The 19,312-nt window shown below is 60.0% G+C and carries 19 protein-coding genes; 14 read left to right on the top strand and 5 right to left on the bottom strand.

From position 1 onward, the window contains the following. Nucleotides 1-213: 213 nt before the first annotated feature. Nucleotides 214-2,982 carry a DNA polymerase I gene (polA, locus tag BLT00_RS19130; protein WP_092148924.1) on the bottom strand — a complete coding sequence of 923 codons (2,769 nt, stop codon included), beginning with the start codon at nucleotides 2,980-2,982 and terminating at the stop codon, nucleotides 214-216. A 74-nt stretch (nucleotides 2,983-3,056) separates the two neighbouring features. Here polA and BLT00_RS19125 point away from each other — a divergent pair, with 74 nt between their 5' ends. Both BLT00_RS19125 and BLT00_RS19120 read left to right on the top strand, forming a co-directional pair. Further along, nucleotides 3,057-3,344 carry a DUF2782 domain-containing protein gene (locus BLT00_RS19125; RefSeq protein WP_025211087.1) on the top strand — a complete coding sequence of 96 codons (288 nt, stop codon included), beginning with the start codon at nucleotides 3,057-3,059 and terminating at the stop codon, nucleotides 3,342-3,344. A 59-nt stretch (nucleotides 3,345-3,403) separates the two neighbouring features. Next, nucleotides 3,404-4,354, top strand: a complete 951-nt coding sequence (locus BLT00_RS19120; RefSeq protein WP_092148926.1) for a homoserine kinase — start codon at nucleotides 3,404-3,406, stop codon at nucleotides 4,352-4,354. Nucleotides 4,355-4,514: 160 nt separating this feature from the next. On the opposite strand, the gene znuA is transcribed toward BLT00_RS19120, so the two are convergent. Further along, nucleotides 4,515-5,444 carry a zinc ABC transporter substrate-binding protein ZnuA gene (znuA, locus tag BLT00_RS19115; protein ID WP_092148929.1) on the bottom strand — a complete coding sequence of 310 codons (930 nt, stop codon included), beginning with the start codon at nucleotides 5,442-5,444 and terminating at the stop codon, nucleotides 4,515-4,517. 66 nt (nucleotides 5,445-5,510) lie between these two features. Between znuA and zur the strand changes: the two genes are divergently transcribed. Genes zur through BLT00_RS19095 form a run of 4 tightly spaced genes read left to right on the top strand, consistent with a single transcriptional unit; the run spans nucleotide 5,511 to nucleotide 8,307 of the window. Continuing rightward, complete coding sequence (zur, locus tag BLT00_RS19110) at nucleotides 5,511-5,993, top strand: zinc uptake transcriptional repressor Zur (protein WP_063323623.1); 483 nt, start codon at nucleotides 5,511-5,513, stop codon at nucleotides 5,991-5,993. Next, complete coding sequence (gene znuC / locus BLT00_RS19105) at nucleotides 5,993-6,775, top strand: zinc ABC transporter ATP-binding protein ZnuC (RefSeq protein ID WP_063323624.1); 783 nt, start codon at nucleotides 5,993-5,995, stop codon at nucleotides 6,773-6,775. Before zur ends, znuC begins: the two co-directional genes overlap by 1 nt. Next, nucleotides 6,768-7,556, top strand: coding sequence for a zinc ABC transporter permease subunit ZnuB (znuB, locus tag BLT00_RS19100; protein ID WP_003196213.1), 789 nt, complete (start codon nucleotides 6,768-6,770; stop codon nucleotides 7,554-7,556). The genes znuC and znuB overlap by 8 nt, the downstream gene beginning before the upstream one ends. Before the next feature lie 37 nt (nucleotides 7,557-7,593). Next, nucleotides 7,594-8,307 carry a PA5502 family lipoprotein gene (locus BLT00_RS19095; RefSeq protein WP_092148932.1) on the top strand — a complete coding sequence of 238 codons (714 nt, stop codon included), beginning with the start codon at nucleotides 7,594-7,596 and terminating at the stop codon, nucleotides 8,305-8,307. 101 nt (nucleotides 8,308-8,408) lie between these two features. Here the strand turns inward: BLT00_RS19095 and katE are convergent, their stop codons facing one another. Then, entirely contained in the window at nucleotides 8,409-10,547 is a 2,139-nt protein-coding gene (katE, locus tag BLT00_RS19090) for a catalase HPII (protein WP_092148936.1), read from the bottom strand. A gap of 264 nt (nucleotides 10,548-10,811) precedes the next feature. Here katE and BLT00_RS19085 point away from each other — a divergent pair, with 264 nt between their 5' ends. The 3 genes from BLT00_RS19085 to BLT00_RS19075 all read left to right on the top strand — a co-directional run bounded on the left by BLT00_RS19085 (nucleotide 10,812) and on the right by BLT00_RS19075 (nucleotide 13,346). Beyond that, nucleotides 10,812-11,819, top strand: coding sequence for a methionine ABC transporter ATP-binding protein (locus tag BLT00_RS19085; protein ID WP_063323627.1), 1,008 nt, complete (start codon nucleotides 10,812-10,814; stop codon nucleotides 11,817-11,819). Next, a complete protein-coding gene (locus BLT00_RS19080; protein WP_003196204.1) occupies nucleotides 11,819-12,493 on the top strand; it encodes a methionine ABC transporter permease in 675 nt (224 codons plus the stop codon). The genes BLT00_RS19085 and BLT00_RS19080 overlap by 1 nt, the downstream gene beginning before the upstream one ends. Before the next feature lie 79 nt (nucleotides 12,494-12,572). After that, nucleotides 12,573-13,346: a MetQ/NlpA family ABC transporter substrate-binding protein gene (locus tag BLT00_RS19075; protein WP_072407698.1), complete on the top strand. Its 774-nt coding sequence runs from the start codon at nucleotides 12,573-12,575 to the stop codon at nucleotides 13,344-13,346. A 493-nt stretch (nucleotides 13,347-13,839) separates the two neighbouring features. Here the strand turns inward: BLT00_RS19075 and BLT00_RS19070 are convergent, their stop codons facing one another. Next, nucleotides 13,840-14,199, bottom strand: coding sequence for a DUF6124 family protein (locus BLT00_RS19070; protein WP_072343771.1), 360 nt, complete (start codon nucleotides 14,197-14,199; stop codon nucleotides 13,840-13,842). A gap of 691 nt (nucleotides 14,200-14,890) precedes the next feature. On the opposite strand from BLT00_RS19070, the gene BLT00_RS19065 reads away from it, so the two are divergent. Continuing rightward, nucleotides 14,891-15,265, top strand: a complete 375-nt coding sequence (locus tag BLT00_RS19065) for a lysozyme inhibitor LprI family protein (protein ID WP_092148941.1) — start codon at nucleotides 14,891-14,893, stop codon at nucleotides 15,263-15,265. A 149-nt stretch (nucleotides 15,266-15,414) separates the two neighbouring features. Here BLT00_RS19065 and BLT00_RS19060 read toward each other — a convergent pair whose 3' ends face one another. Beyond that, entirely contained in the window at nucleotides 15,415-16,110 is a 696-nt protein-coding gene (locus BLT00_RS19060; RefSeq protein WP_092148944.1) for a glutathione S-transferase, read from the bottom strand. 151 nt (nucleotides 16,111-16,261) lie between these two features. On the opposite strand from BLT00_RS19060, the gene BLT00_RS19055 reads away from it, so the two are divergent. The 4 genes from BLT00_RS19055 to BLT00_RS19040 all read left to right on the top strand — a co-directional run. After that, on the top strand, nucleotides 16,262-16,825 hold the full coding sequence (locus BLT00_RS19055) for a TetR/AcrR family transcriptional regulator (RefSeq protein ID WP_092148947.1): 564 nt from the start codon (nucleotides 16,262-16,264) through the stop codon (nucleotides 16,823-16,825). A 208-nt stretch (nucleotides 16,826-17,033) separates the two neighbouring features. Beyond that, nucleotides 17,034-18,158: a GGDEF domain-containing protein gene (locus BLT00_RS19050; protein WP_092148950.1), complete on the top strand. Its 1,125-nt coding sequence runs from the start codon at nucleotides 17,034-17,036 to the stop codon at nucleotides 18,156-18,158. 490 nt (nucleotides 18,159-18,648) lie between these two features. Beyond that, the gene (locus tag BLT00_RS19045) at nucleotides 18,649-19,068 is read left to right on the top strand and encodes an organic hydroperoxide resistance protein (RefSeq protein ID WP_003196182.1); all 420 of its coding nucleotides are present in this window, start codon (nucleotides 18,649-18,651) and stop codon (nucleotides 19,066-19,068) included. A 41-nt stretch (nucleotides 19,069-19,109) separates the two neighbouring features. After that, a partial coding sequence (locus BLT00_RS19040; protein ID WP_092148953.1) for a hypothetical protein occupies nucleotides 19,110-19,312 on the top strand: 203 nt, incomplete at its 3' end.

Here is a 19,312-nt window from a genome sequence, read left to right as displayed (position 1 = left end):
ATTTGACGGGTTTAGTTCAGATTATTTTTGGAAATAGCCTTAGGAATTTTCCGAACTAAAGACATCGTCCCGGGGTTTCAGTGAGCCAATGTGGCGAGGGAGCTTGCTCCCGCTTGAGTGCGAAGCGCTCACAAAATGTTTGGGGCGGCTGCGCCACCCAGCGGGAGCAAGCTCCCTCGCCACGGGACCTGCGCCAGCTTCAGAGCCTACGACTCAATGCGCCTCATCCCAGTTATTGCCCACGCCCACTTCCACCAGCAGCGGCACGTCCAGCGTGGCGGCGGCGCTCATGTGCTGACGGATTTCCTCGCGCACCTGGTCGACCAGGTCTTCACGCACTTCCAGCACCAGTTCGTCGTGTACCTGCAGGATGACCTTCGCATCCAGCCCGGACGCCGTCAGCCAGCGATCCACGGCGACCATGGCTTTCTTGATGATGTCAGCCGCCGTGCCCTGCATCGGCGCGTTGATGGCCGTGCGCTCGGCGCCTTTGCGCAGGGCCGGGTTTTTCGCGTTGATGTCCGGCAGGTACAACCGGCGACCGAAAATGGTTTCGACAAAACCTTGCTCGGCCGCCTGGGCGCGGGTGCGTTCCATGTACGCCAGCACACCCGGGTAGCGGGCGAAGTAGCGGTCGATATAAGCCTGGGACTGCTTGCGATCGACGCCGATCTGCTTGGCCAGGCCGAACGCACTCATGCCGTAGATCAAGCCGAAGTTGATCGCCTTGGCGCTACGGCGCTGGTCATGGGTGACCGCGTCCAAGTCGACGCCGAACACCTCGGCGGCCGTGGCCCGGTGCACGTCCAGGTCATTACGAAACGCATGAAGCAACCCTTCGTCCTTGGCCAGGTGCGCCATGATCCGCAGTTCGATCTGCGAATAGTCCGCCGCCAGCAGCTTGTAGCCTTTCGGCGCGACGAACGCCTGACGAATCCGGCGGCCTTCGGCCGTGCGGATCGGAATGTTCTGCAGGTTCGGGTCGATGGACGACAGGCGCCCGGTCGCGGCGACGGCCTGTTGATAATTGGTATGGACACGGCCGGTGCGGCTATTGATCTGCTCCGGCAAACGATCGGTGTAGGTGCTCTTGAGCTTGCTCAGCGAGCGATACTGCATCAGCACCTTGGGCAGCGGGTAATCCTGCTCCGCCAGCTCGGCGAGCACCGCTTCGGCGGTGGACGCCTGGCCCTTGGCGGTTTTGCTGAGCACCGGCAAGCCAAGTTTTTCGTACAGGATCACGCCCAATTGCTTCGGCGAACCCAGGTTGAACTCCTCGCCGGCGATGGCAAACGCCTCACGCTCCAGCGCCACCAGTTTTTCCCCCAGCTCGACACTTTGCACACCCAGCAGGTTGGCATCGACCAGCGCCCCCTGGCGCTCGATGCGCGCCAGGACCGGCATCAGCGGCATTTCGATGTCATTGAGCACGGTGCCCAGGCTTGGCGTGGCCGCCAGTTTTTCCTGCAGGGCCTGGTGCAGGCGGAAGGTCACGTCGGCGTCTTCGGCGGCGTAAGGGCCGGCCAGTTCCAGGGAGATCTGGTCGAAGGTCAGTTGCTTGACCCCTTTGCCCGCGATGTCCTGGAAATCGGTCTTGCTCTGGCCCAGGTACTTGAGCGCCAGGCTGTCCATGTCGTGGCGGGTCGCGGTGGAGTCCAGCACGTAGGATTCGAGCATGGTGTCGAAGGCGATGCCCTGGACCAGGATGCCGTTATTCTGATCGCCATCAATGGCGCAGTTGGCCAGGATGTTGGTTTCGAACTTGGCGTGCTGGCCGACCTTGAGCTTGTTCGGGTTTTCCAGCAGCGGCTTGAGGGCCTTGAGCACCGTGTCGCGGTCCAGTTGCTCCGGCACACCCATGTAGGAATGGGTCAGCGGGATGTAGGCTGCCTCGAAAGGGGCCACGGCGAACGACAAGCCGACGAGTTGCGAATGCTGGGCATCGCCGCCGTTGGTTTCGGTGACGAAGGCAAACAGCGGCGCTTTGTCCAGTTTGGCCAGCCACGCGTCGAAGCGCGCCTGATCGAGGATGACCTCGTACTTGGCCTCGGCCGCGCCGGGCTGTTCTTCGGCAACTTCAACGATCTCCTGGCCGGCACGCTTGGCGTCCCGCTGGTTTTCTTCGAACCAGCTCTTGAATTCCAACAACGTGTACAGCTCGGCGAGTTTCTCGTGATCCGGTTGGCCCATTTGCAGGTCGTCGAGGCCGACATCCAACGGTACGTCGGTCTTGATGGTTGCCAACTCGTAGGAAAGCAACGCCATTTCCTTGTGCTCTTCGAGCTTGGCAGCCAGGGTCTTGGCGCCACGGATCGGCAAGGTGGCGACGATGTCCAGTTGCGCGTACAGCTCGGTCAGGCCGCCATTGACGCCCACCAGCAGGCCGGAAGCGGTCTTCGGCCCGATACCCGGAACGCCCGGGATGTTGTCGGAAGAATCGCCCATCAACGCCAGGTAATCGATGATCTGCTCGGGAGCGACGCCAAACTTCTCCTTCACGCCAGCCACGTCCAGGGCGCTACCGGTCATGGTATTGACCAAGGTAATGTGCCCATCGACCAATTGCGCCATGTCTTTGTCGCCGGTGGAGATCACCACCGGACGGTCGGCCGCCGCGCTACTGCGGGCCAGGGTGCCGATCACGTCATCGGCCTCGACGTTGTCCACGCACAACAGCGGGAAACCCAGGGCCTTGACGCTGGCATGCAGCGGCTCGATCTGCACACGCATGTCGTCGGGCATGCTCGGGCGGTTGGCCTTGTATTCGGCGTACAACGCATCGCGAAACGTCCCACCCTTGGCGTCGAATACGACGGCAAACGGACTGTCCGGATACTGCTTGCGCAGGCTCTTGAGCATGTTCAGCACGCCCTTGACCGCACCGGTCGGCAGGCCTTTGGACGTGGTCAGCGGTGGCAGCGCGTGAAAGGCGCGGTACAGATAAGAAGAACCGTCCACCAGGACGAGGGGGGCTTGGCTCATGAGCAGGATCAACCTTTTCGGCGGGTCCGGGGCTAGAATAGCGGGACCGTTGACGACAAAGGGACAAGGTTATCATGCGTACACTAAATCGCCTGTTACTGGCTGGCTTGTTTGCAATCACCCCGTTGGCCGTCATGGCGGCGGACGACGCACCCTCGGCGGACCCGGATGTCACCATCCGCACCGAAGGCGATAAAACCATTCAGGAGTACCGGCAAAACGGCTTTTTGTACGCGATCAAGGTCACGCCCAAGAACGGCAAGCCTTATTTCCTGGTGCGGGCCGACGGCAGCGATGCAAACTTCATCCGTTCGGATCAGCCGGATATGCTGATTCCGTCGTGGAAAATCTTTGAGTGGTAATACCGCTCTGCACTTCAACCGGCGCCCGCTGAAGGGCGCCCGTACTGGCAGTTTTAACCATGTCTGTGTTCACGCCCCTGGCTCGGCCCGAGCTGGAAACCTTTCTCGCCCCTTATGGGCTTGGCCGCCTGCTTGATTTCCAGGGGATCGCCGCCGGCAGCGAAAACACCAATTTCTTTATCAGCCTGGAGCAGGGCGAATTCGTCCTGACCCTGGTCGAACGCGGTCCGGTGCAGGAAATGCCGTTCTTCATCGAACTGCTGGACGTGCTGCATGACGCCGACCTGCCGGTGCCTTACGCCTTGCGCACCACCGACGGCGTCGCGCTGCGGGAACTGGCGGGCAAGCCGGCGCTGCTGCAACCGCGCCTGGCCGGCAAGCACATCAAGCAGGCCAACACCCAGCACTGCGCCCAGGTCGGCGAGCTGCTCGCGCACCTGCACCTGGCAACCCGCGACAACATGATCAAGCGCAAGACCGATCGTGGCCTGGACTGGATGCAGGAGGAGGGCGCCAAGCTGCTCTCGCACCTCGACGCCGAGCCGCGTCGGCTGCTCGAAGCGGCGCTGGATGAAATCTCGTTGCAGAAAGTCGGCATCCTGGCGCTGCCGCGCGCCAACATCCACGCCGATCTGTTCCGCGACAACGCGATGTTCGAAGGCACGCACCTGACCGGGCTGATCGACTTCTACAACGCCTGCTCGGGGCCAATGCTGTATGACGTTGCCATTGCCTTGAACGACTGGTGCTCGGACGACAACGGCGCGCTCGACGGACCCAGGGCGCGAGCGCTGCTGGGCGCCTATGCGACGCTGCGACCGTTTACCGCCGCTGAGGCGCAACTGTGGCCGACCATGCTGCGCGTGGCGTGCGTGCGGTTCTGGCTGTCGCGGTTGATCGCTGCTGAATCCTTTGCCGGGCAGGATGTGTTGATCCACGACCCGATGGAGTTCCAGCAGCGCTTGGCGCAGCGGCAGACGGTTCACGCGTTGCTGCCGTTCGCCCTGTAACAGCAGACAAGCGCGAAGCGGGCTGCTCTTGTGGCGAGGGAGCTTGCTCCCGCTGGGGTGCGGAGCAGCCCCAAAATCTTGCGGTCGCTGCGCAACCGAGCGGGAGCAAGCTCCCTCGCCACACGGGCCCCATGTTCGGCAGGAGAGAGCGGGGCTGGGGTTATAGCGACTCCAGGCACCCCGCCAGATCATTGCCCAGCTTCTCCAACAACTGCTCATATCCCTGCGCCGTCGCCGGGGTATAGCCGCCCAGTGCATCGAGCTCCGCCAGCTTCACCGGCAACCCGGCCACCAGGGTTTCGGCCAGGCGCGGGCGCAGGGGCGGTTCGCTGAACACACAGGTCTTGCCCACGGCCTGCAAGCGCGTGCGCATTGCCGCCACATGCTGGGCACCGGGCTGGACTTCGGCGGCCACGGCGAACACCCCGGCGTGCTTGAGGCCGTAGTTGTCTTCGAAATAGTCGAACGCCTCGTGGAAGACGAAATACGGCTTGCCCGCGACCCCGGCCAGGCGCGCCTTGAGACGTGTGTCCAAAGCATCGAGACGCTGGTTGAAGCCCTTGAGGTTGCTTTGATAACGGGCCGCGTTGGCCGGATCCGCCGCGCTCAGGTCGGTCGCCATTTTGGCGGCGATCACCCGCGCATTGAGCGGCGAGAGCCACAAGTGGGCATCCACGGTGCCAGGGCGATGGTCGTGATCGTGTTCGTCGCCGTCATGGTCATCGTCCTCGTGGGACGCGCTGTCCTGGGCGAAGTGACGCAACTTGAGCCCCGGCAAATCCTGGATGGCGACGGAGGGCAGCGTGCGACCGTTGAGCACCCGCGGGAGAAAGCCTTCCATATCGGGGCCGATCCAATAAAGCAGGTCCACCGACTGCACCTTGCGAACATCCGATGGCCGCAACGCATAGTGATGCGGCGAAGCCCCTGGCGGCAGCAACACCTCTGGAACGGCTACGCCATCCTGCACAGCGGCGGCAATCAGTTGCAGCGGCTTGATGCTGGTGAGCACCTTGACCTCGGCCTGGGCCGGGCCAATCAGTAGAAAACTTGCGACAAAAGCGACAAAGAGCGAAAAAAATCGGGACACGATGACCACTCGTAGAGGCGAGAACGGGTAACATAATAACGTCTCTCACTAAACTCGTCGCTGCCCATGCCTATTACACCCCTTGCCAGTCGTCCCCACGATCACTCCCACTGCGTGCACAGCGCGCTGTCCGAGGCCGACGCCATCTGCGCGCGCCAAGGGTTGCGCCTGACCGCCCTGCGTCGGCGCGTGCTGGAATTGGTCTGGCAAAGCCACAAGCCACTGGGCGCCTACGACATCCTCGCCGTGCTCAGCGAGCAGGACGGCCGCCGCGCCGCACCGCCGACGGTCTACCGGGCGCTGGATTTCCTCTTGGAAAACGGCCTGGTTCATCGCATTTCGTCGCTGAACGCCTTCGTCGGCTGCAACCACCCGGAGCACGCCCACCAAGGCCAGTTCCTGATCTGCCGGCAATGCCACGCCGCCATCGAGCTGGAACAGAAGTCCATCAGCGATGCCATCATCGCCAGCGCCAAGGACGTCGGCTTCGTGGTCGACACCCAGACCGTCGAGGTGGTCGGTCTCTGCTCCGGCTGCCAGGGGGCCTGATGAGCAATGCGTTGATCCGCCTCGAACAGGTGGCCGTGACGTTCGCCGGGCAGAGCGTGCTGGACAACATCCACCTGAGCGTCGAGCCGGGGCAGATCGTGACCTTGATCGGCCCCAACGGCGCCGGCAAGACCACCCTGGTGCGCGCCGTGCTGGGCTTGCTCAAGCCCGACAGCGGCAGCGTCTGGCGCAAGCCCAGGTTGCGCGTCGGCTATATGCCGCAAAAACTTCACGTCGATCCGACGCTGCCGCTGTCCGTGCTGCGCTTCCTGCGCCTGGTGCCGGGCGTGGACCGCGCCCGCGCCTTGGCCGCGCTCAACGAAGTGGGCGCCGAACAGGTGATCGACAGCCCGGTGCAAAGCGTCTCCGGCGGCGAGATGCAGCGCGTATTGCTGGCTCGCGCCCTGCTGCGCGAGCCTGAGCTGCTGGTGCTCGACGAGCCGGTGCAAGGCGTCGATGTGGCGGGGCAGGCCGAGCTGTACAGCCTGATCACGCGCCTGCGCGACCGCCACGGCTGCGGCGTGCTGATGGTCTCCCACGACCTGCACTTGGTGATGAGCACCACCGACCAGGTGGTCTGCCTCAATCGTCACGTATGCTGTTCCGGGCATCCCGAGCAAGTCAGTGGCGATCCGGCTTTCGTCGAGTTATTCGGAAAAAACGCACAAAGCCTGGCGATTTATCACCATCACCATGACCACGCCCATGACCTGCATGGCTCGGTGGTCAGCGCCCCTTCCGCTTCCAATCATGTTCATGGAGATGGCTGCAAGCATGGCTGATTTTCTGTTGTACGCCCTGCTCGCAGGCTTGGCACTCGCCCTGGTAGCCGGCCCCTTGGGTTCGTTCGTGGTCTGGCGGCGCATGGCCTATTTCGGCGACACCTTGTCCCACGCGGCGTTGCTCGGCGTGGCCTTGGGGTTTCTGCTGGACGTCAGCCCGGCGGTGGCGGTGACCGTTGGCTGCCTGTTGCTGGCGGTGGTACTGGTGACCTTGCAACACCGCCAACCGCTGGCGTCCGACACGCTGCTGGGTATTTTGGCGCCGAGCACCCTGTCCCTCGGGCTGGTGGTACTAAGCTTCATGCATGACGTGCGGATTGACCTGATGGCCTATCTGTTCGGCGACCTGTTGGCGATCAGTCCGACGGACCTGTCGTGGATCCTCGGCGGTAGCGCCGCGGTGCTGCTGTTGCTGGTGGCACTCTGGCGTCCCTTGCTGGCCGTCACCGTGCACGAGGAACTGGCCCGGGTAGAAGGCCTGCCTGTGCTGGGGTTGCGACTGGCACTGATGCTGCTGATTGCGGTGGTCATCGCGGTGGCGATGAAAATCGTCGGGGTGTTGCTGATTACGTCATTGCTGATCATCCCGGCGGCTGCGGCACAGCGTCACGCCCGCTCACCCGAGCAAATGGCCCTGGGCGCGAGCCTGCTGGGAATGCTCGCGGTGTGTGGCGGCCTGGCACTTTCCTGGTTCAAGGACACTCCGGCCGGCCCATCGATCGTGGTCAGCGCCGCCGCGCTGTTTCTGCTGAGTTTTGTCCTACCTCGTCGAGGGGTGTAGACTTGCTCGCTTTTTGCGCAAATAGAGAGTCGCAGGAATGAAGCCGTTCGCCTCCCGTTATCTGCTCCTTGTCGCGTTTTCCCTGCTGCTGGGCGCGTGCCAGAGTACGCCGCCGGTCACCGAGGCTCCCGATACCCGGGGCCCGGCCATCGCGCAGCTCGAGCAAAGCCTTGCCAGCAATGAGCTGGCCACCGCCGAAGACCAGTTGGCCGCCTTGCAAGCCCAGTCACCCGAAGACCGGTCGCTGGAACCCTATCAGCGGCAACTGGCCGAGGCGTATTTGCGCCGCAGCCAAATCGATCTGCAAAAAGGCGATGTCAACGCCGCCGCCACCGCCCTGAGCCGTGCCCGAGCCTTGATGCCCAAGGCCCCAGCGCTCACTGGCGAGGTCAACAGCGCCATTGCCGAAGCCCGCAAGGCCGACCTGGATAAAGCCGAGGCCGACCTCAAGGCCGCCGAAGCCAAACCGGTCGCCAAAGTGATCGACCCGAGCGCCCCCAGTACCACAGTTGCGCTCAACCTAGCCGATATACAGCAAATGCGTCGGCAACTGGATGCCATCGCCACCGACGTGGTGAATTATCAGTGTGACGTCACCATCCAGGCGCCGCGCACCGATGATTATCCGTGGTTGGCGACGTTGCTGACCAAGCGGGTCAAGAAACTGGACCCGGGGTTTGATTTGAAGCTGCAAAAGCAGATTTTGCGCAGTGTGCCGGCGCAGATGGTGCTGACACCGCATAAGCCCTAAAAAGCATCGTCGGAACGCCGCCCGGAGCAAGCTCGCTCCCACAGGGACCCCATGTGGAGCGAGCTTGCTCGCGATAGCGCCCTACCAGACAACAAATCTCTTTAGGCTGGAACCGCCTTAGCCTTAGCCTCCCGCGCCCAGACCCGATGCTGAGCAATCGCCGCGAAAAACCGCGAAAAACCGCTCGTATCCGCATCTTCGATCAACCCCGCATCCACCTCCAGCTTCAACTCCACCAACAACTGCCGGGCCTCACCATGAAGCCCAATGGCTTTCAGATGCTTGTAGGCCTCCAGCACGTAATGCAACGCCACGCCGTCGCGACTCAAAGCCTTGATCGACTCCGCCCCACCCGGCACGAACACCGCGTCAAAGGCAATCGACGGCAACCCCTCCATGGACGCATCCACCGCCAGCGTTTTTCCATCGGCCGTGGTCACTGGTGCGGAAGTCGGCCCCAGCACTTTGGCGTGGGCGCCCTCGGCCTTCAGCGCCTTCTTGAGGGCATCGATGATCGCTGCATCGACACCGTTAGCCACCAGCACCGCCACTTTTCGCGTCTTGATGTCCCCAGACAGCAGGTTCGCCTGGCTCAAGGCCGGAGACTGCTCCAGCGACGGCGTTGGCACATCGACGGTGCCCGCGGTAGGCGCCGGCAACCCGAGGTTCTTCGCCACTCGCCCGGCCAGTTCCAGATCGATATTGGCGAGGATCTCATTGACCTGCCGCGCCCGGATGAACTCACGCTCCACCTTGCCCAGCTCGAAACTGTAGGCCGCGATGATGTGCTCTTTTTCATGGGCGCTCATGCTTCTGTAGAACAGCCGCGCCTGGGAGAAATGGTCGGCGAACGAATCGCTGCGTTGGCGGATCTTGTAGGCATCGATGCGCTCCGGATAACTCTCGAAGCCACCGTCTTCCGGGCCAGGCGGGGTTTCCTTCGGCCAGCCACCGTCGATGGAGTTCGGCTCGTAGGACGCACGCCCCTTGTCGATGGTGGTGCGGTGCATGGCATCCCGTTGGCCGTTGTGTACCGGGGTGATCGCCCGGTTGATCGGCAGCTCATGAAAATTCGGCCCACCGAGTCGGCTGATCTGCGTATCGGTGTAGGAAAACAGCCGCCCTTGCAGCAACGGGTCGTTGGAAAAGTCGATACCCGGCACGATATGCCCGGGGCAGAAGGCGATTTGCTCGACCTCGGCAAAGAAGTTGTCCGGGTTACGGTTGAGCACCATCTTACCCAGGGGCGTGATGGGCACCAGCTCTTCAGGGATGATTTTGGTCGGGTCGAGCAGGTCGAAGTCAAACTTATGCTCGTCCTCCTCGGCGACGATCTGCACGCCGAATTCCCATTCCGGGTAGTCGCCCATCTCGATCGACTCCCAGAGATCGCGACGGTGATAGTCCGTATCTTTGCCCGCCAGTTTCTGGGCTTCGTCCCATACCAACGAGCAGGTGCCAACCGTAGGGCGCCAGTGGAATTTGACGAAGCTGCTTTTGCCTTCGGCGTTGATCATGCGGAAGGTATGCACCCCAAAACCCTGCATGGTGCGTAGGCTTTTTGGAATGGCCCGGTCAGACATCGCCCAGATCACCATATGAGCCGATTCCGGCACCAGCGAGACAAAATCCCAGAACGTGTCGTGGGCCGAGCCGCCTGTAGGAATTTCGTTATGGGGCTCGGGTTTTACCGCGTGGACAAAATCCGGAAACTTCACCGCGTCCTGAATGAAAAACACCGGCATGTTGTTGCCCACCAGATCGAAGTTGCCTTCGTCGGTGAAGAACTTCACCGCGAAGCCGCGCACGTCCCGCACGGTGTCGCCGGAGCCGCGTGGGCCCTGCACAGTGGAAAAACGCACGAACACAGGGGTTTTCTTGCTCGGGTCTTGTAGGAAACCGGCCTTGGTCAATGCCGAATGCGCATCGTAGCTCTGAAAATAACCATGGGCGCCGGTCCCGCGGGCGTGGACGATGCGTTCCGGAATGCGTTCATGGTCAAAGTGCGTGATTTTTTCACGCATGATGAAATCTTCCAGCAGCGAAGGTCCGCGGGGGCCGGCGCGCAGGGTGTTCTGGTTATCGGCGATCTTCACGCCCTGGTTGGTGCGCAACGCCTGTTCGGTGGCGTCGGAGCGAAACTGTTCCAGGCTCTCGAGCTTGGCGTTGGTGTTGCCGCGATCCAGCGTGTCGGTCCCGGCCAGTTGGCTCTTGTTGACCGTGGGCTTTTTGATACTCATCAGGCATGACTCCTCTTTGCGTTCCTCGCCGGGGCCAGGAATCTGAGTTCGATACCGCAGGTGCATGACCCCGGCATTTCGAGTGGCTTAATGAGTGACCGATGCCGTTTGGCCGTGTTCCTTTTTTTATGGCCTTTGATCGCGTTATTGCCAAATGACAGGTCTGATCGCAAATAAATGCTAAGAACCTCTATACGGACAGGCTAAAATGCGCGCCCGGCTAACCGCTGATCCTTTTCCAACGCGCCCCACAAGGTTCGCTACGTGATCGAGTTTCAAGACGTCCATAAAACCTACCGAGTCGCCGGTAGGGATATCCCCGCCCTGCATCCGACCAGTCTGACGATTGAGAACGGTCAGGTCTTCGGCCTGATTGGCCATTCCGGTGCGGGAAAAAGTACTTTGCTGCGCCTGATCAATCGCCTGGAAGATTCCACAGGCGGCAAGATCATCGTCGACGGCGAGGAAGTCACCGCCCTGGACGCCAGCGGCCTGCGCCGCTTCCGCCAGCAAGTCGGGATGATTTTCCAGCACTTCAACCTGCTGGCGTCCAAGACCGTGGCCGACAACGTGGCGCTGCCACTGACGCTGGCCGGCGAATTGTCCCGCAGCGAAATCGACCAGCGCGTCGCCGAGTTGCTGGCGCGGGTGGGCCTGTCCGACCACGCCAGGAAATACCCGGCGCAACTGTCCGGCGGCCAGAAACAGCGCGTCGGCATCGCCCGCGCCCTGGCGACCAAACCCAAGATCTTGCTGTGCGACGAGGCCACCAGCGCCCTCGACCCGCAGACCACCGCCTCGGTGCTGCAACTGCTGGCGGAAATCAACCGCGAGCTGAAACTGACCATCGTGCTGATCACCCATGAAATGGACGTGATCCGCCGGGTTTGCGATCAAGTGGCGGTGATGGATGCCGGCGTGATCGTCGAGCAAGGCCCGGTGGCCGAGGTGTTCCTGCACCCCAAGCACCCGACCACCAAGCGTTTTGTCCAGGAAGACGAGCAGATCGACGAAAGCGAACAGCGTGACGACTTCGCCCACGTGCCCGGGCGCATCGTGCGTCTGACGTTCCAGGGCGACGCGACCTACGCGCCATTGCTCGGCACCGTCGCCCGGGAAACCGGCGTGGACTACAGCATCCTGGCCGGTCGTATCGACCGCATCAAAGACACCCCCTACGGGCAACTGACCCTCGCCATCACCGGCGGTGACATGGAGGCGGCGTTCGCCCGCTTCACCGCGGCCGATGTCCACATGGAGGTGCTGCGCTAATGGAACTGTTGAGTTCGTTCTTCTCCAACATCGACTGGCTGGAAATCTGGCTGGCCACCGGCGACACCTTCCTGATGCTGTTCGGTTCGCTGCTGTTCACCGTGCTGCTCGGCCTGCCCCTGGGTGTGTTGCTGTTCCTCTGCAGCCCACGTCAGTTGCTTGAGGCCCGCGGTGTGTACGCGCTGCTGTCGCTGATCGTGAACATCCTGCGTTCGCTGCCGTTCATCATCCTGTTGATCGTGATGATCCCGTTCACGGTATTGATCACCGGCACCTCCCTGGGCGTGGCCGGCGCGATCCCACCACTGGTGGTCGGCGCCACACCGTTCTTCGCCCGCCTGGTGGAAACCGCCCTGCGCGAAGTCGACCGCGGCATCATCGAAGCGACCCAGGCCATGGGCGCCACCACGCGGCAGATCATCGTCAATGCCTTGCTGCCGGAAGCCCGTCCAGGCATTTTTGCCGCGATTACGGTGACAGCGATTACGCTGGTGTCCTACACGGCCATGGCCGGTGTGGTCGGCGCCGGTGGTTTGGGCGACCTGGCGATCCGCTTCGGCTACCAGCGTTTCCAGACCGACGTCATGGTGGTCACGGTGGTGTTGCTGCTGGTGCTGGTCCAAGTCCTGCAAACCGTGGGCGACAAACTGGTTGTACATTTTTCTAGAAAATAAGGCCTCGCGGCCAATAAACCATGAGCCGGCCATTCGCTGGCAGGCGCCAAGAGCAGGCGCCTCAAAAGGAGTTAGCTGAATGAAAAAACTACTGGTTGCCTTCGCTGCCGCCGCAGCGTTTTCCGCCCACGCCGCCGACACCCTGACCGTCGCCGCAACGCCGGTCCCGCACGCGGAAATCCTCGAATTCGTCAAACCAGCCCTGGCCAAAGAAGGCGTCGATCTGAAGGTCAAAGTCTTCACCGACTACATCCAGCCGAACGTACAAGTTGCGGAAAAGCGCCTGGACGCCAACTTCTTCCAGCACCAGCCGTACCTGGATGAATTCAACAAGGCCAAGGGCACCCACCTGGTGAGCGTGGCCGGTGTGCACCTGGAACCCCTGGGCGCGTACTCCAGCAAGTACAAGGCACTGACAGAACTGCCGGGCGGCGCCAACGTGGTGATCCCGAACGACGCCACCAACGGCGGCCGTGCGCTGTTGCTGCTGGCGAAGGCTGGGGTGATCAAGTTGAAAGATTCGAACAACATCCTGTCGACGACCAAGGACATCACCGAGAACCCGAAGGATTTGAAGTTCCGTGAGCTGGAAGCGGCGACTATTCCGCGGGTGCTCACCCAGGTGGATCTGGCGTTGATCAATACCAACTATGCGTTGGAGGCGAAGCTTGACCCTTCCAAGGATGCACTGGTTATCGAAGGTAACGACTCGCCTTATGTGAACATCCTGGTGGCTCGTGAGGATGACAAGGACAGTGAGGCGATGAAGAAGCTGGTTGCGGCGCTGCACACGCCGGAAGTGAAGGCTTTTATTCTTGAGAAGTACAAAGGCGCGGTTTTGCCGGCGTTTTGAGCTGATTAGGTGGTGAAAAAACGGGGCTGCGTGGGAATGCAGGCCCGTTTTTTTTGCTTGGAAATATGCGGCGTTACGGAAAGGCCCTCAAGATCATGGGCATCCATCACCGTGATTGACATAGCGATTGTTCCGCAATAATGATTGTCCCAACGCATGAGGGTGTGACTCTCGTGCCTACCTTCCGAGGCCCGCTTGAGAGAAATCTCTGCGGGCTTTCGTGTTCCTATGACAAGGAATCCGGTCGCTATGGCGCATTACGTCGCGTACCTGGACAAATTCGGGCACCTCGGCCAGTACGTCTCACGCCTCCATCCAAGGTACAAAACCCATCCCGCTTTCGGGTTTGCTGGCCCGATCCTGCCGGCTACCGAAGTCCGCAAGTTCGCAATCTACTAATGCCCCTCATGATTTTTGTTCCCTTAAAACGAGCAAAAATAAAGCACACCCAACATAGGATGCCGGGTGTGCTTTTTGAGAGGACGTTTACCTGCTAACGCGGATCAACGTTATCCAACACCCGATTCGCCAGCAATGAACTCAATTCGATCAATTGCTGTATACCGAGAGCAATATGACGGCGAGGGCCTTCCAGGTCGAAAGCCAGGTTGCTGACCATCGCGTCGGCTGCCGCCAAGGTTTCGCTGAGGTTCGCGAGGAGGGATTCGTTGTCGGCGTTTTTTGCGACGGTGAAGAGCTGGCCCGGTTGGGACGCATCTTCGGATTTTTCCGGTTTTGGTAGCAGGTAGTGATCCAAGACGCGTTTGGTGGCTTCGTCGTGCTTTTTGGCTTTGGATTTGATGTGCGGTGGGGCTTGGTCCGTTTCCGGAGGGTTTGGAGTTATTTTGAACATAAGCTGGAATCCTCGAGTTAGGCCGCGACCTCTTCCCTACTAAAAGAAGGGTGGCGGCTGTACGCAGGTTAGTAGACCGGGGATTCCAGCATTGCCGGCGCGCCGAAGCGCCCTGCGCACAGCCACCATCAAGGACAGGAATTGGAACACCTGCCTGAGTGGAGAGCTCATGCATCTTGCGGAAAACCTCGGGCTACTAAACCCGACCACTGATGGGCAGTGGCAGGGAAACGATAGAACCCGGGGGCAAGGCGCACAAGCGGGCGGATTCTGGCGTAGTTGTAGGCAAAGGCGCAAGGTTGGGTGGCCTGGTGGAATGGTTGGGGTTGGAGGATAAACGGGCGGCGTTTATTACCTGTAGTTCGGGGATAGAGGGGTGCTTGCGAATGGGCGGAGTGGCTGGCGGGGTTGGTCTGTAGGAATGTGTTTGGCTGGTTTGGGGCTGCTACGCAGCCCAGCGGGAGCAAGCTCCCTCGCCACGGGGATTGGGGCGTAGAGGAAGTGGGGGCAGTCGCATCGGCGGGAGCGATGCAGCCTTTTTCAGCAATCACTTGCTCCCACATCCCTATCAGCATTTGCCCCTTGTTCGGGCCGAATGAACCATAGGATCTGCTTCATTGTTCTACAACCCCCATGATAAATTCCCCGCCGCGACCTCTAATCAATAGAGGGCATTCAGGGAGAGAAGTAAGTGATCAAGTCTTTGTTGGTTGGGGCATTGTTGGCAATGGCATCAGCATCGGCATCTGCGATGAGTTGCGATAATCCTAGAAACGCCTATGACAGGACCTATTGCGCGTCGCTGAAAATGGTTCAGTCGGATCAGGAAATCAACGAGCAGTACAAGAAGACCATGAGTGCCCTGAACCCGGATCAAAAGAAAAAAGTGAAAGCTGCTCAGATCCAGTGGATCAAAAATCGTGACAGCGCCTGTTCCAACGATGGCCTGCTCTACCTGGACTGTGCCAATGAGAAGACCGAGGCGCGTATCGTCATACTCAAGGCTGTCGAGCGCGAGTGCCGTGCTGCCGGTTGCGACGACGCCAAGCTGTCGCAAGTCGAGTAACCCGTAGACAACGTCGGGCTTGCAGTCGTATCCCACGAAAAACCCGACGTAAAGCGTCGGGTTTTTCTTTGGTGGGTTCACCTGCTATCGCGGCTCAACTCGCCCTTGCTCCTTCTTTCATGCCTGACGCAGGCTGGTCATGATCAGTGCTACGCAGCACCGCGCTCGACCATGGCACGCCATGCCTGGACGCTGGAGCGTTCCTCCATCCTGGCATGCCATGCTCGAAGCGCCACGCACTCTTCAGGCACGGCGAGTTGCACCAACGAGGCGAAGATCATGCCGCCCAGTACCGCAATGTCGGCCATCGAAAACTTGTCGCCCGCCACAAAGGGCCGGTCTTTGAGAAGGTTGTCGAAATAGTGCATGCCCCTGATCGCCTTATCGCGCATCCGGGCGCCCCACTCGGCATTCTGGTACAGCTCGACATCGGGGCCGAGGCCCGGCGTGGCATGGTGAAAGTACGCGCTGACGGCATCGAGAAACTCGATCTCGGCACGTTTGGTCATCATATGGATGATGCCTTTCTCAACAGCCGTTTGGCCCGTCAACGTCGGATGACCGTCCAGGCTATCCAGGTACTGGGTGATCGCCGTGCACTCGGCGATCCGCGTCCCATCGTTCAGCTCCAGCACGGGCAGTGTCCCGGAGTAATTGATGGCCAGGAACTCGGGTTGCTTGTGCTCGCCGTTCCAGAGATTCACCGGTACGAATTCGATGTTGGGCAGCAATCCTTTTTCCGCCAGCGCAATGCGGACGCGGGCGGGGTAGGGGCCGTTGAACCAATCGTAGATTTTCATCGTAGGAACAGTGGAAACGTCAACGCGCTGCTGTGAAGAAGTCATGATTCAATCACCTGCCTGTCAATTGGTAGGCAAAGATTGAGCCGACACTCAGGTGCTGTCAATCCCCTACCTGTCAATTGGCAGGTAAACGGCTCCGGGCGTAGAATCGCGGTTACCTAAGTGAATAGAAATCTCGAAATGAGGCTGCAACGTGAACGAAAATGCTCGAGAAGCCATCTTGGCGGCAGCGAAATCCGCTGCCCAACTGCACGGTTACAGCGGTATCAATTTCCGTAGCATTGCCGACCAGGTGGGTATCAAGAACGCCAGCATTTACTACCACTTTCCGAGCAAGGCAGGCCTGGCTGCGGCGGTCGCTGAGCGCTACTGGCAGGACGCGTTGCGAGTGCTTGAAGGGATACGCGCTGCCAATGTCGATCCAAAGAAGTGCCTGCAGCTGTACGCATCCATTTTTCGAAAGTCGCTTGAGGACGGCAACAGGCTTTGTCTGTCCAGCTTCATGGCAGCCGAATACGAAGACCTTCCCGATGAAGTATCGCGAGAGATCAGGGCTTTTGCGGACGTTAACGTGGCGTGGCTCGCCCAGGTACTGGCAGATGCTGGAACAGGTAGCGCAGAAGAATGTGAACGCCGAGCGCGGGCCATTTATACCGCTGTTGCGGGTGCTCAGTTAATTGCGCGGACTCGAGCGGATGTCGGTCTGTTCGATGATTTGATACTGAGCTACCGGGAAGCGGGGTTGATTCCGGCCTGATTGCTCGTTTCTTAGGCTGATGACACGGTTGGTCTGTTGGAATGCTTGGGGCTGCTTTGCAGCCCAGCGGGAGCAAGCTCCCTCGCCACGGGGGGTGTTCCTGCATAGCGTTTGGGGATAAATCCCCTAGTCACAGTAATTCAGTTGTTTACGGTAATAGCAGGGTGCCACAATCGTTTTTTTGTTGCGTCATAACCAGGTGGTCCAAATGTATGGCCCAAGATTGCGCAATGGCCAGGATTTTGTAATAGCCGAGCAGGTGCGCACCGACCGATTGCAGCAGCTGTTTCGCCAATCCGTTTCTGCGGTTTTTGGTAGTTACCTCGCGGCCATCATGCTGAGTTGGCTGTGTTGGGATCGTTTTGAGCACGGCGCTATTTTTTGGTGGATGGCCATTCTGACCGCATCGACGCTGTTGCGTATCGCGATGTTCGTTGCCTATTTCCGCAGCGACGAAAGTCAGCGCACGCCTCGACATTGGGAGCGCAAATACTGGGTCACACTGGTGCTATCCGCCAGTATCTGGGGCGGCGGGGCGTTCGTTCTCATGCCGGCGGACGATCTGTTGTCACAGGCGTTGGTCATGCTCTTTACAGTCGGCATGTCCGTCAGTGCGGTGTCCTGCTACTCGGCCTATCGCGATATGACACTGGTCTCCATTGGCGTGGTGCTGTTGCCGTGCACGATCTGGCTGCTGTTTCAACCGTCCCCGATTCAACTCGGCATGGCCCTTTCGATTCTGGTGTTCGCGGCATTTGCGGCCCGCGCCACGCACAAAATGTCCCAGGCACTGGAGATCGCCTTTCGACTCACCCGTGAAATGGAACAGGCGAACAGCATTTCAACCCGCGCCGCTCAAACCGATGAACTGACCGGCCTGAAGAGTCGAAGGGCGTTTTTCGAGCATGCCCAGCAGCTTTACGACGAATGTAAGGCCAAGCGGCAAGGATTGTGCGCGGTCATGTTGGACATGGATCACTTCAAGCACATCAACGACACCTACGGCCACCAGGTCGGCGATCAGGTTTTGCGCCAGATGGGGGCGGTCATCAGTTCGTCATTTCGGGTAACGGATATCCACGGTAGGCTCGGGGGCGAAGAGTTCGCCATTCTGCTCCCGAACACTTCCATTGAGGTTGCCACCCAGATTGCAGAACGGCTCATCGATACGATTGCGGGCTTGATGGTCGAGCCTGTCCTCTGCATATCAGCCAGCCTCGGCGTCGCGTCGACGGAGGCCTGTAATAAGGATCTTCACAGCTTGATGAACGATGCGGATAAAGCCCTGTATCGGGCGAAGGCGTTGGGGCGTAATCGGGTGGCTGTTGCTTAGTCGGGTTGGATTTGCCCAGCGCGAAACCAAAAAACCGCCAATTCGGCGGTTTTTTTACTTTTCCCTGATCCCGCGTTTGATCGTGCCGGCGCTGCGTGGGTATGCATCCCGTGACGCTCTGCGTCACTTTCCAAAAGCGGAACGCGGAGCGTCCCTGGCGGCGTTCCCACGCAGAGCGTGGGAGCGATCGAAACCCATCATTCTGCTTATGAATTTCCCTCTCTTTGAAGGCCTGCAATTGCGCTGGCCCTGCTGATCCCCTAGCAACCTCCTTCCCGTGGCTCACCTCCCAGCTCACCCGGGCTGGCGACATTGCAAAACCAAAAAATAAATTCCCTTTTAGATCAATTTGTTAACTCAAAATCGATAAATTTATCAAAATTTATCTTGCGCACTAACTATTAACCCGTTAAGTTTATCTCAACTGGTTAGCGCACAAACATTTAGCGCAAACAATTTCGATCCACCCATCAGCAATAGAGGAAACACCATGAACGTTCTCTACACCGCAGTCGCAACCTCCACCGGTGGCCGTGATGGCCGTGCTGTTTCCAGCGACAAGATTCTCGACGTGAAACTGGCCACTCCAAAAGCCTTGGGCGGCGCTGGTGGTGAAGCCACCAACCCTGAGCAGTTGTTCGCTGCCGGCTACTCCGCCTGCTTCATTGGCGCATTGAAGTTTGTCGCCAGCCAAAGCAAACGCAGCATTCCTGCTGATGCATCGATCACGGCACATGTCGGCATCGGCCAGATCCCTGGCGGTTTCGGCCTGGACATCGACCTGCACATCAACCTGCCAGGTCTGGATCAAGCCGATGCTCAAGCGCTGGTCGACGCGGCTCACCAGGTTTGCCCGTACTCCAACGCGACACGCGGCAACGTCGATGTCCGTTTGCACGTCACCGTCTAACTCACTAACTCACTTTATCTACGAATAAAAAGGATCAGGACATGAACACTCTCGGCAAAACTCTCGTTGGCTCGCTTCTGGCACTGTCGCTCGGCAATGCGTTCGCGACTTCTTCTGTTCAACCTATGTTCGCTGAGGGTGGTTCGGATCGCCTGATCGAAAAACGCGTAGCCGAAGGCGGCTCGGATCGACTGATCGAAAACCGTGTAGCCGAAGGTGGCTCGGATCGACTGATCGAAAACCG

The sequence above is a fragment of the Pseudomonas sp. NFACC51 genome (assembly GCF_900103575.1).
GTDB lineage: Bacteria > Pseudomonadota > Gammaproteobacteria > Pseudomonadales > Pseudomonadaceae > Aquipseudomonas > Aquipseudomonas fluorescens_Q.
This window is presented reverse-complemented; position numbering and strand designations above follow the sequence as displayed.

Excerpts from the sequence above, each read along its gene's own strand:
- BLT00_RS19075 (WP_072407698.1), top strand. The coding sequence starts at position 12,573 with ATGAAAAAACTACTGGTTGCCTTCGCTGCCGCCGCAGCGTTTTCCGCC.
- znuB (WP_003196213.1), top strand. The coding sequence starts at position 6,768 with ATGGCTGATTTTCTGTTGTACGCCCTGCTCGCAGGCTTGGCACTCGCC.
- katE (WP_092148936.1), bottom strand. The coding sequence starts at position 10,547 with ATGAGTATCAAAAAGCCCACGGTCAACAAGAGCCAACTGGCCGGGACC.
- BLT00_RS19045 (WP_003196182.1), top strand. The coding sequence starts at position 18,649 with ATGAACGTTCTCTACACCGCAGTCGCAACCTCCACCGGTGGCCGTGAT.
- BLT00_RS19080 (WP_003196204.1), top strand. The coding sequence starts at position 11,819 with ATGGAACTGTTGAGTTCGTTCTTCTCCAACATCGACTGGCTGGAAATC.
- znuC (WP_063323624.1), top strand. The coding sequence starts at position 5,993 with ATGAGCAATGCGTTGATCCGCCTCGAACAGGTGGCCGTGACGTTCGCC.
- BLT00_RS19050 (WP_092148950.1), top strand. The coding sequence starts at position 17,034 with ATGTATGGCCCAAGATTGCGCAATGGCCAGGATTTTGTAATAGCCGAG.
- polA (WP_092148924.1), bottom strand. The coding sequence starts at position 2,982 with ATGAGCCAAGCCCCCCTCGTCCTGGTGGACGGTTCTTCTTATCTGTAC.
- zur (WP_063323623.1), top strand. The coding sequence starts at position 5,511 with ATGCCTATTACACCCCTTGCCAGTCGTCCCCACGATCACTCCCACTGC.
- BLT00_RS19095 (WP_092148932.1), top strand. The coding sequence starts at position 7,594 with ATGAAGCCGTTCGCCTCCCGTTATCTGCTCCTTGTCGCGTTTTCCCTG.
- BLT00_RS19120 (WP_092148926.1), top strand. The coding sequence starts at position 3,404 with ATGTCTGTGTTCACGCCCCTGGCTCGGCCCGAGCTGGAAACCTTTCTC.
- BLT00_RS19070 (WP_072343771.1), bottom strand. The coding sequence starts at position 14,199 with ATGTTCAAAATAACTCCAAACCCTCCGGAAACGGACCAAGCCCCACCG.
- BLT00_RS19125 (WP_025211087.1), top strand. The coding sequence starts at position 3,057 with ATGCGTACACTAAATCGCCTGTTACTGGCTGGCTTGTTTGCAATCACC.
- BLT00_RS19060 (WP_092148944.1), bottom strand. The coding sequence starts at position 16,110 with ATGACTTCTTCACAGCAGCGCGTTGACGTTTCCACTGTTCCTACGATG.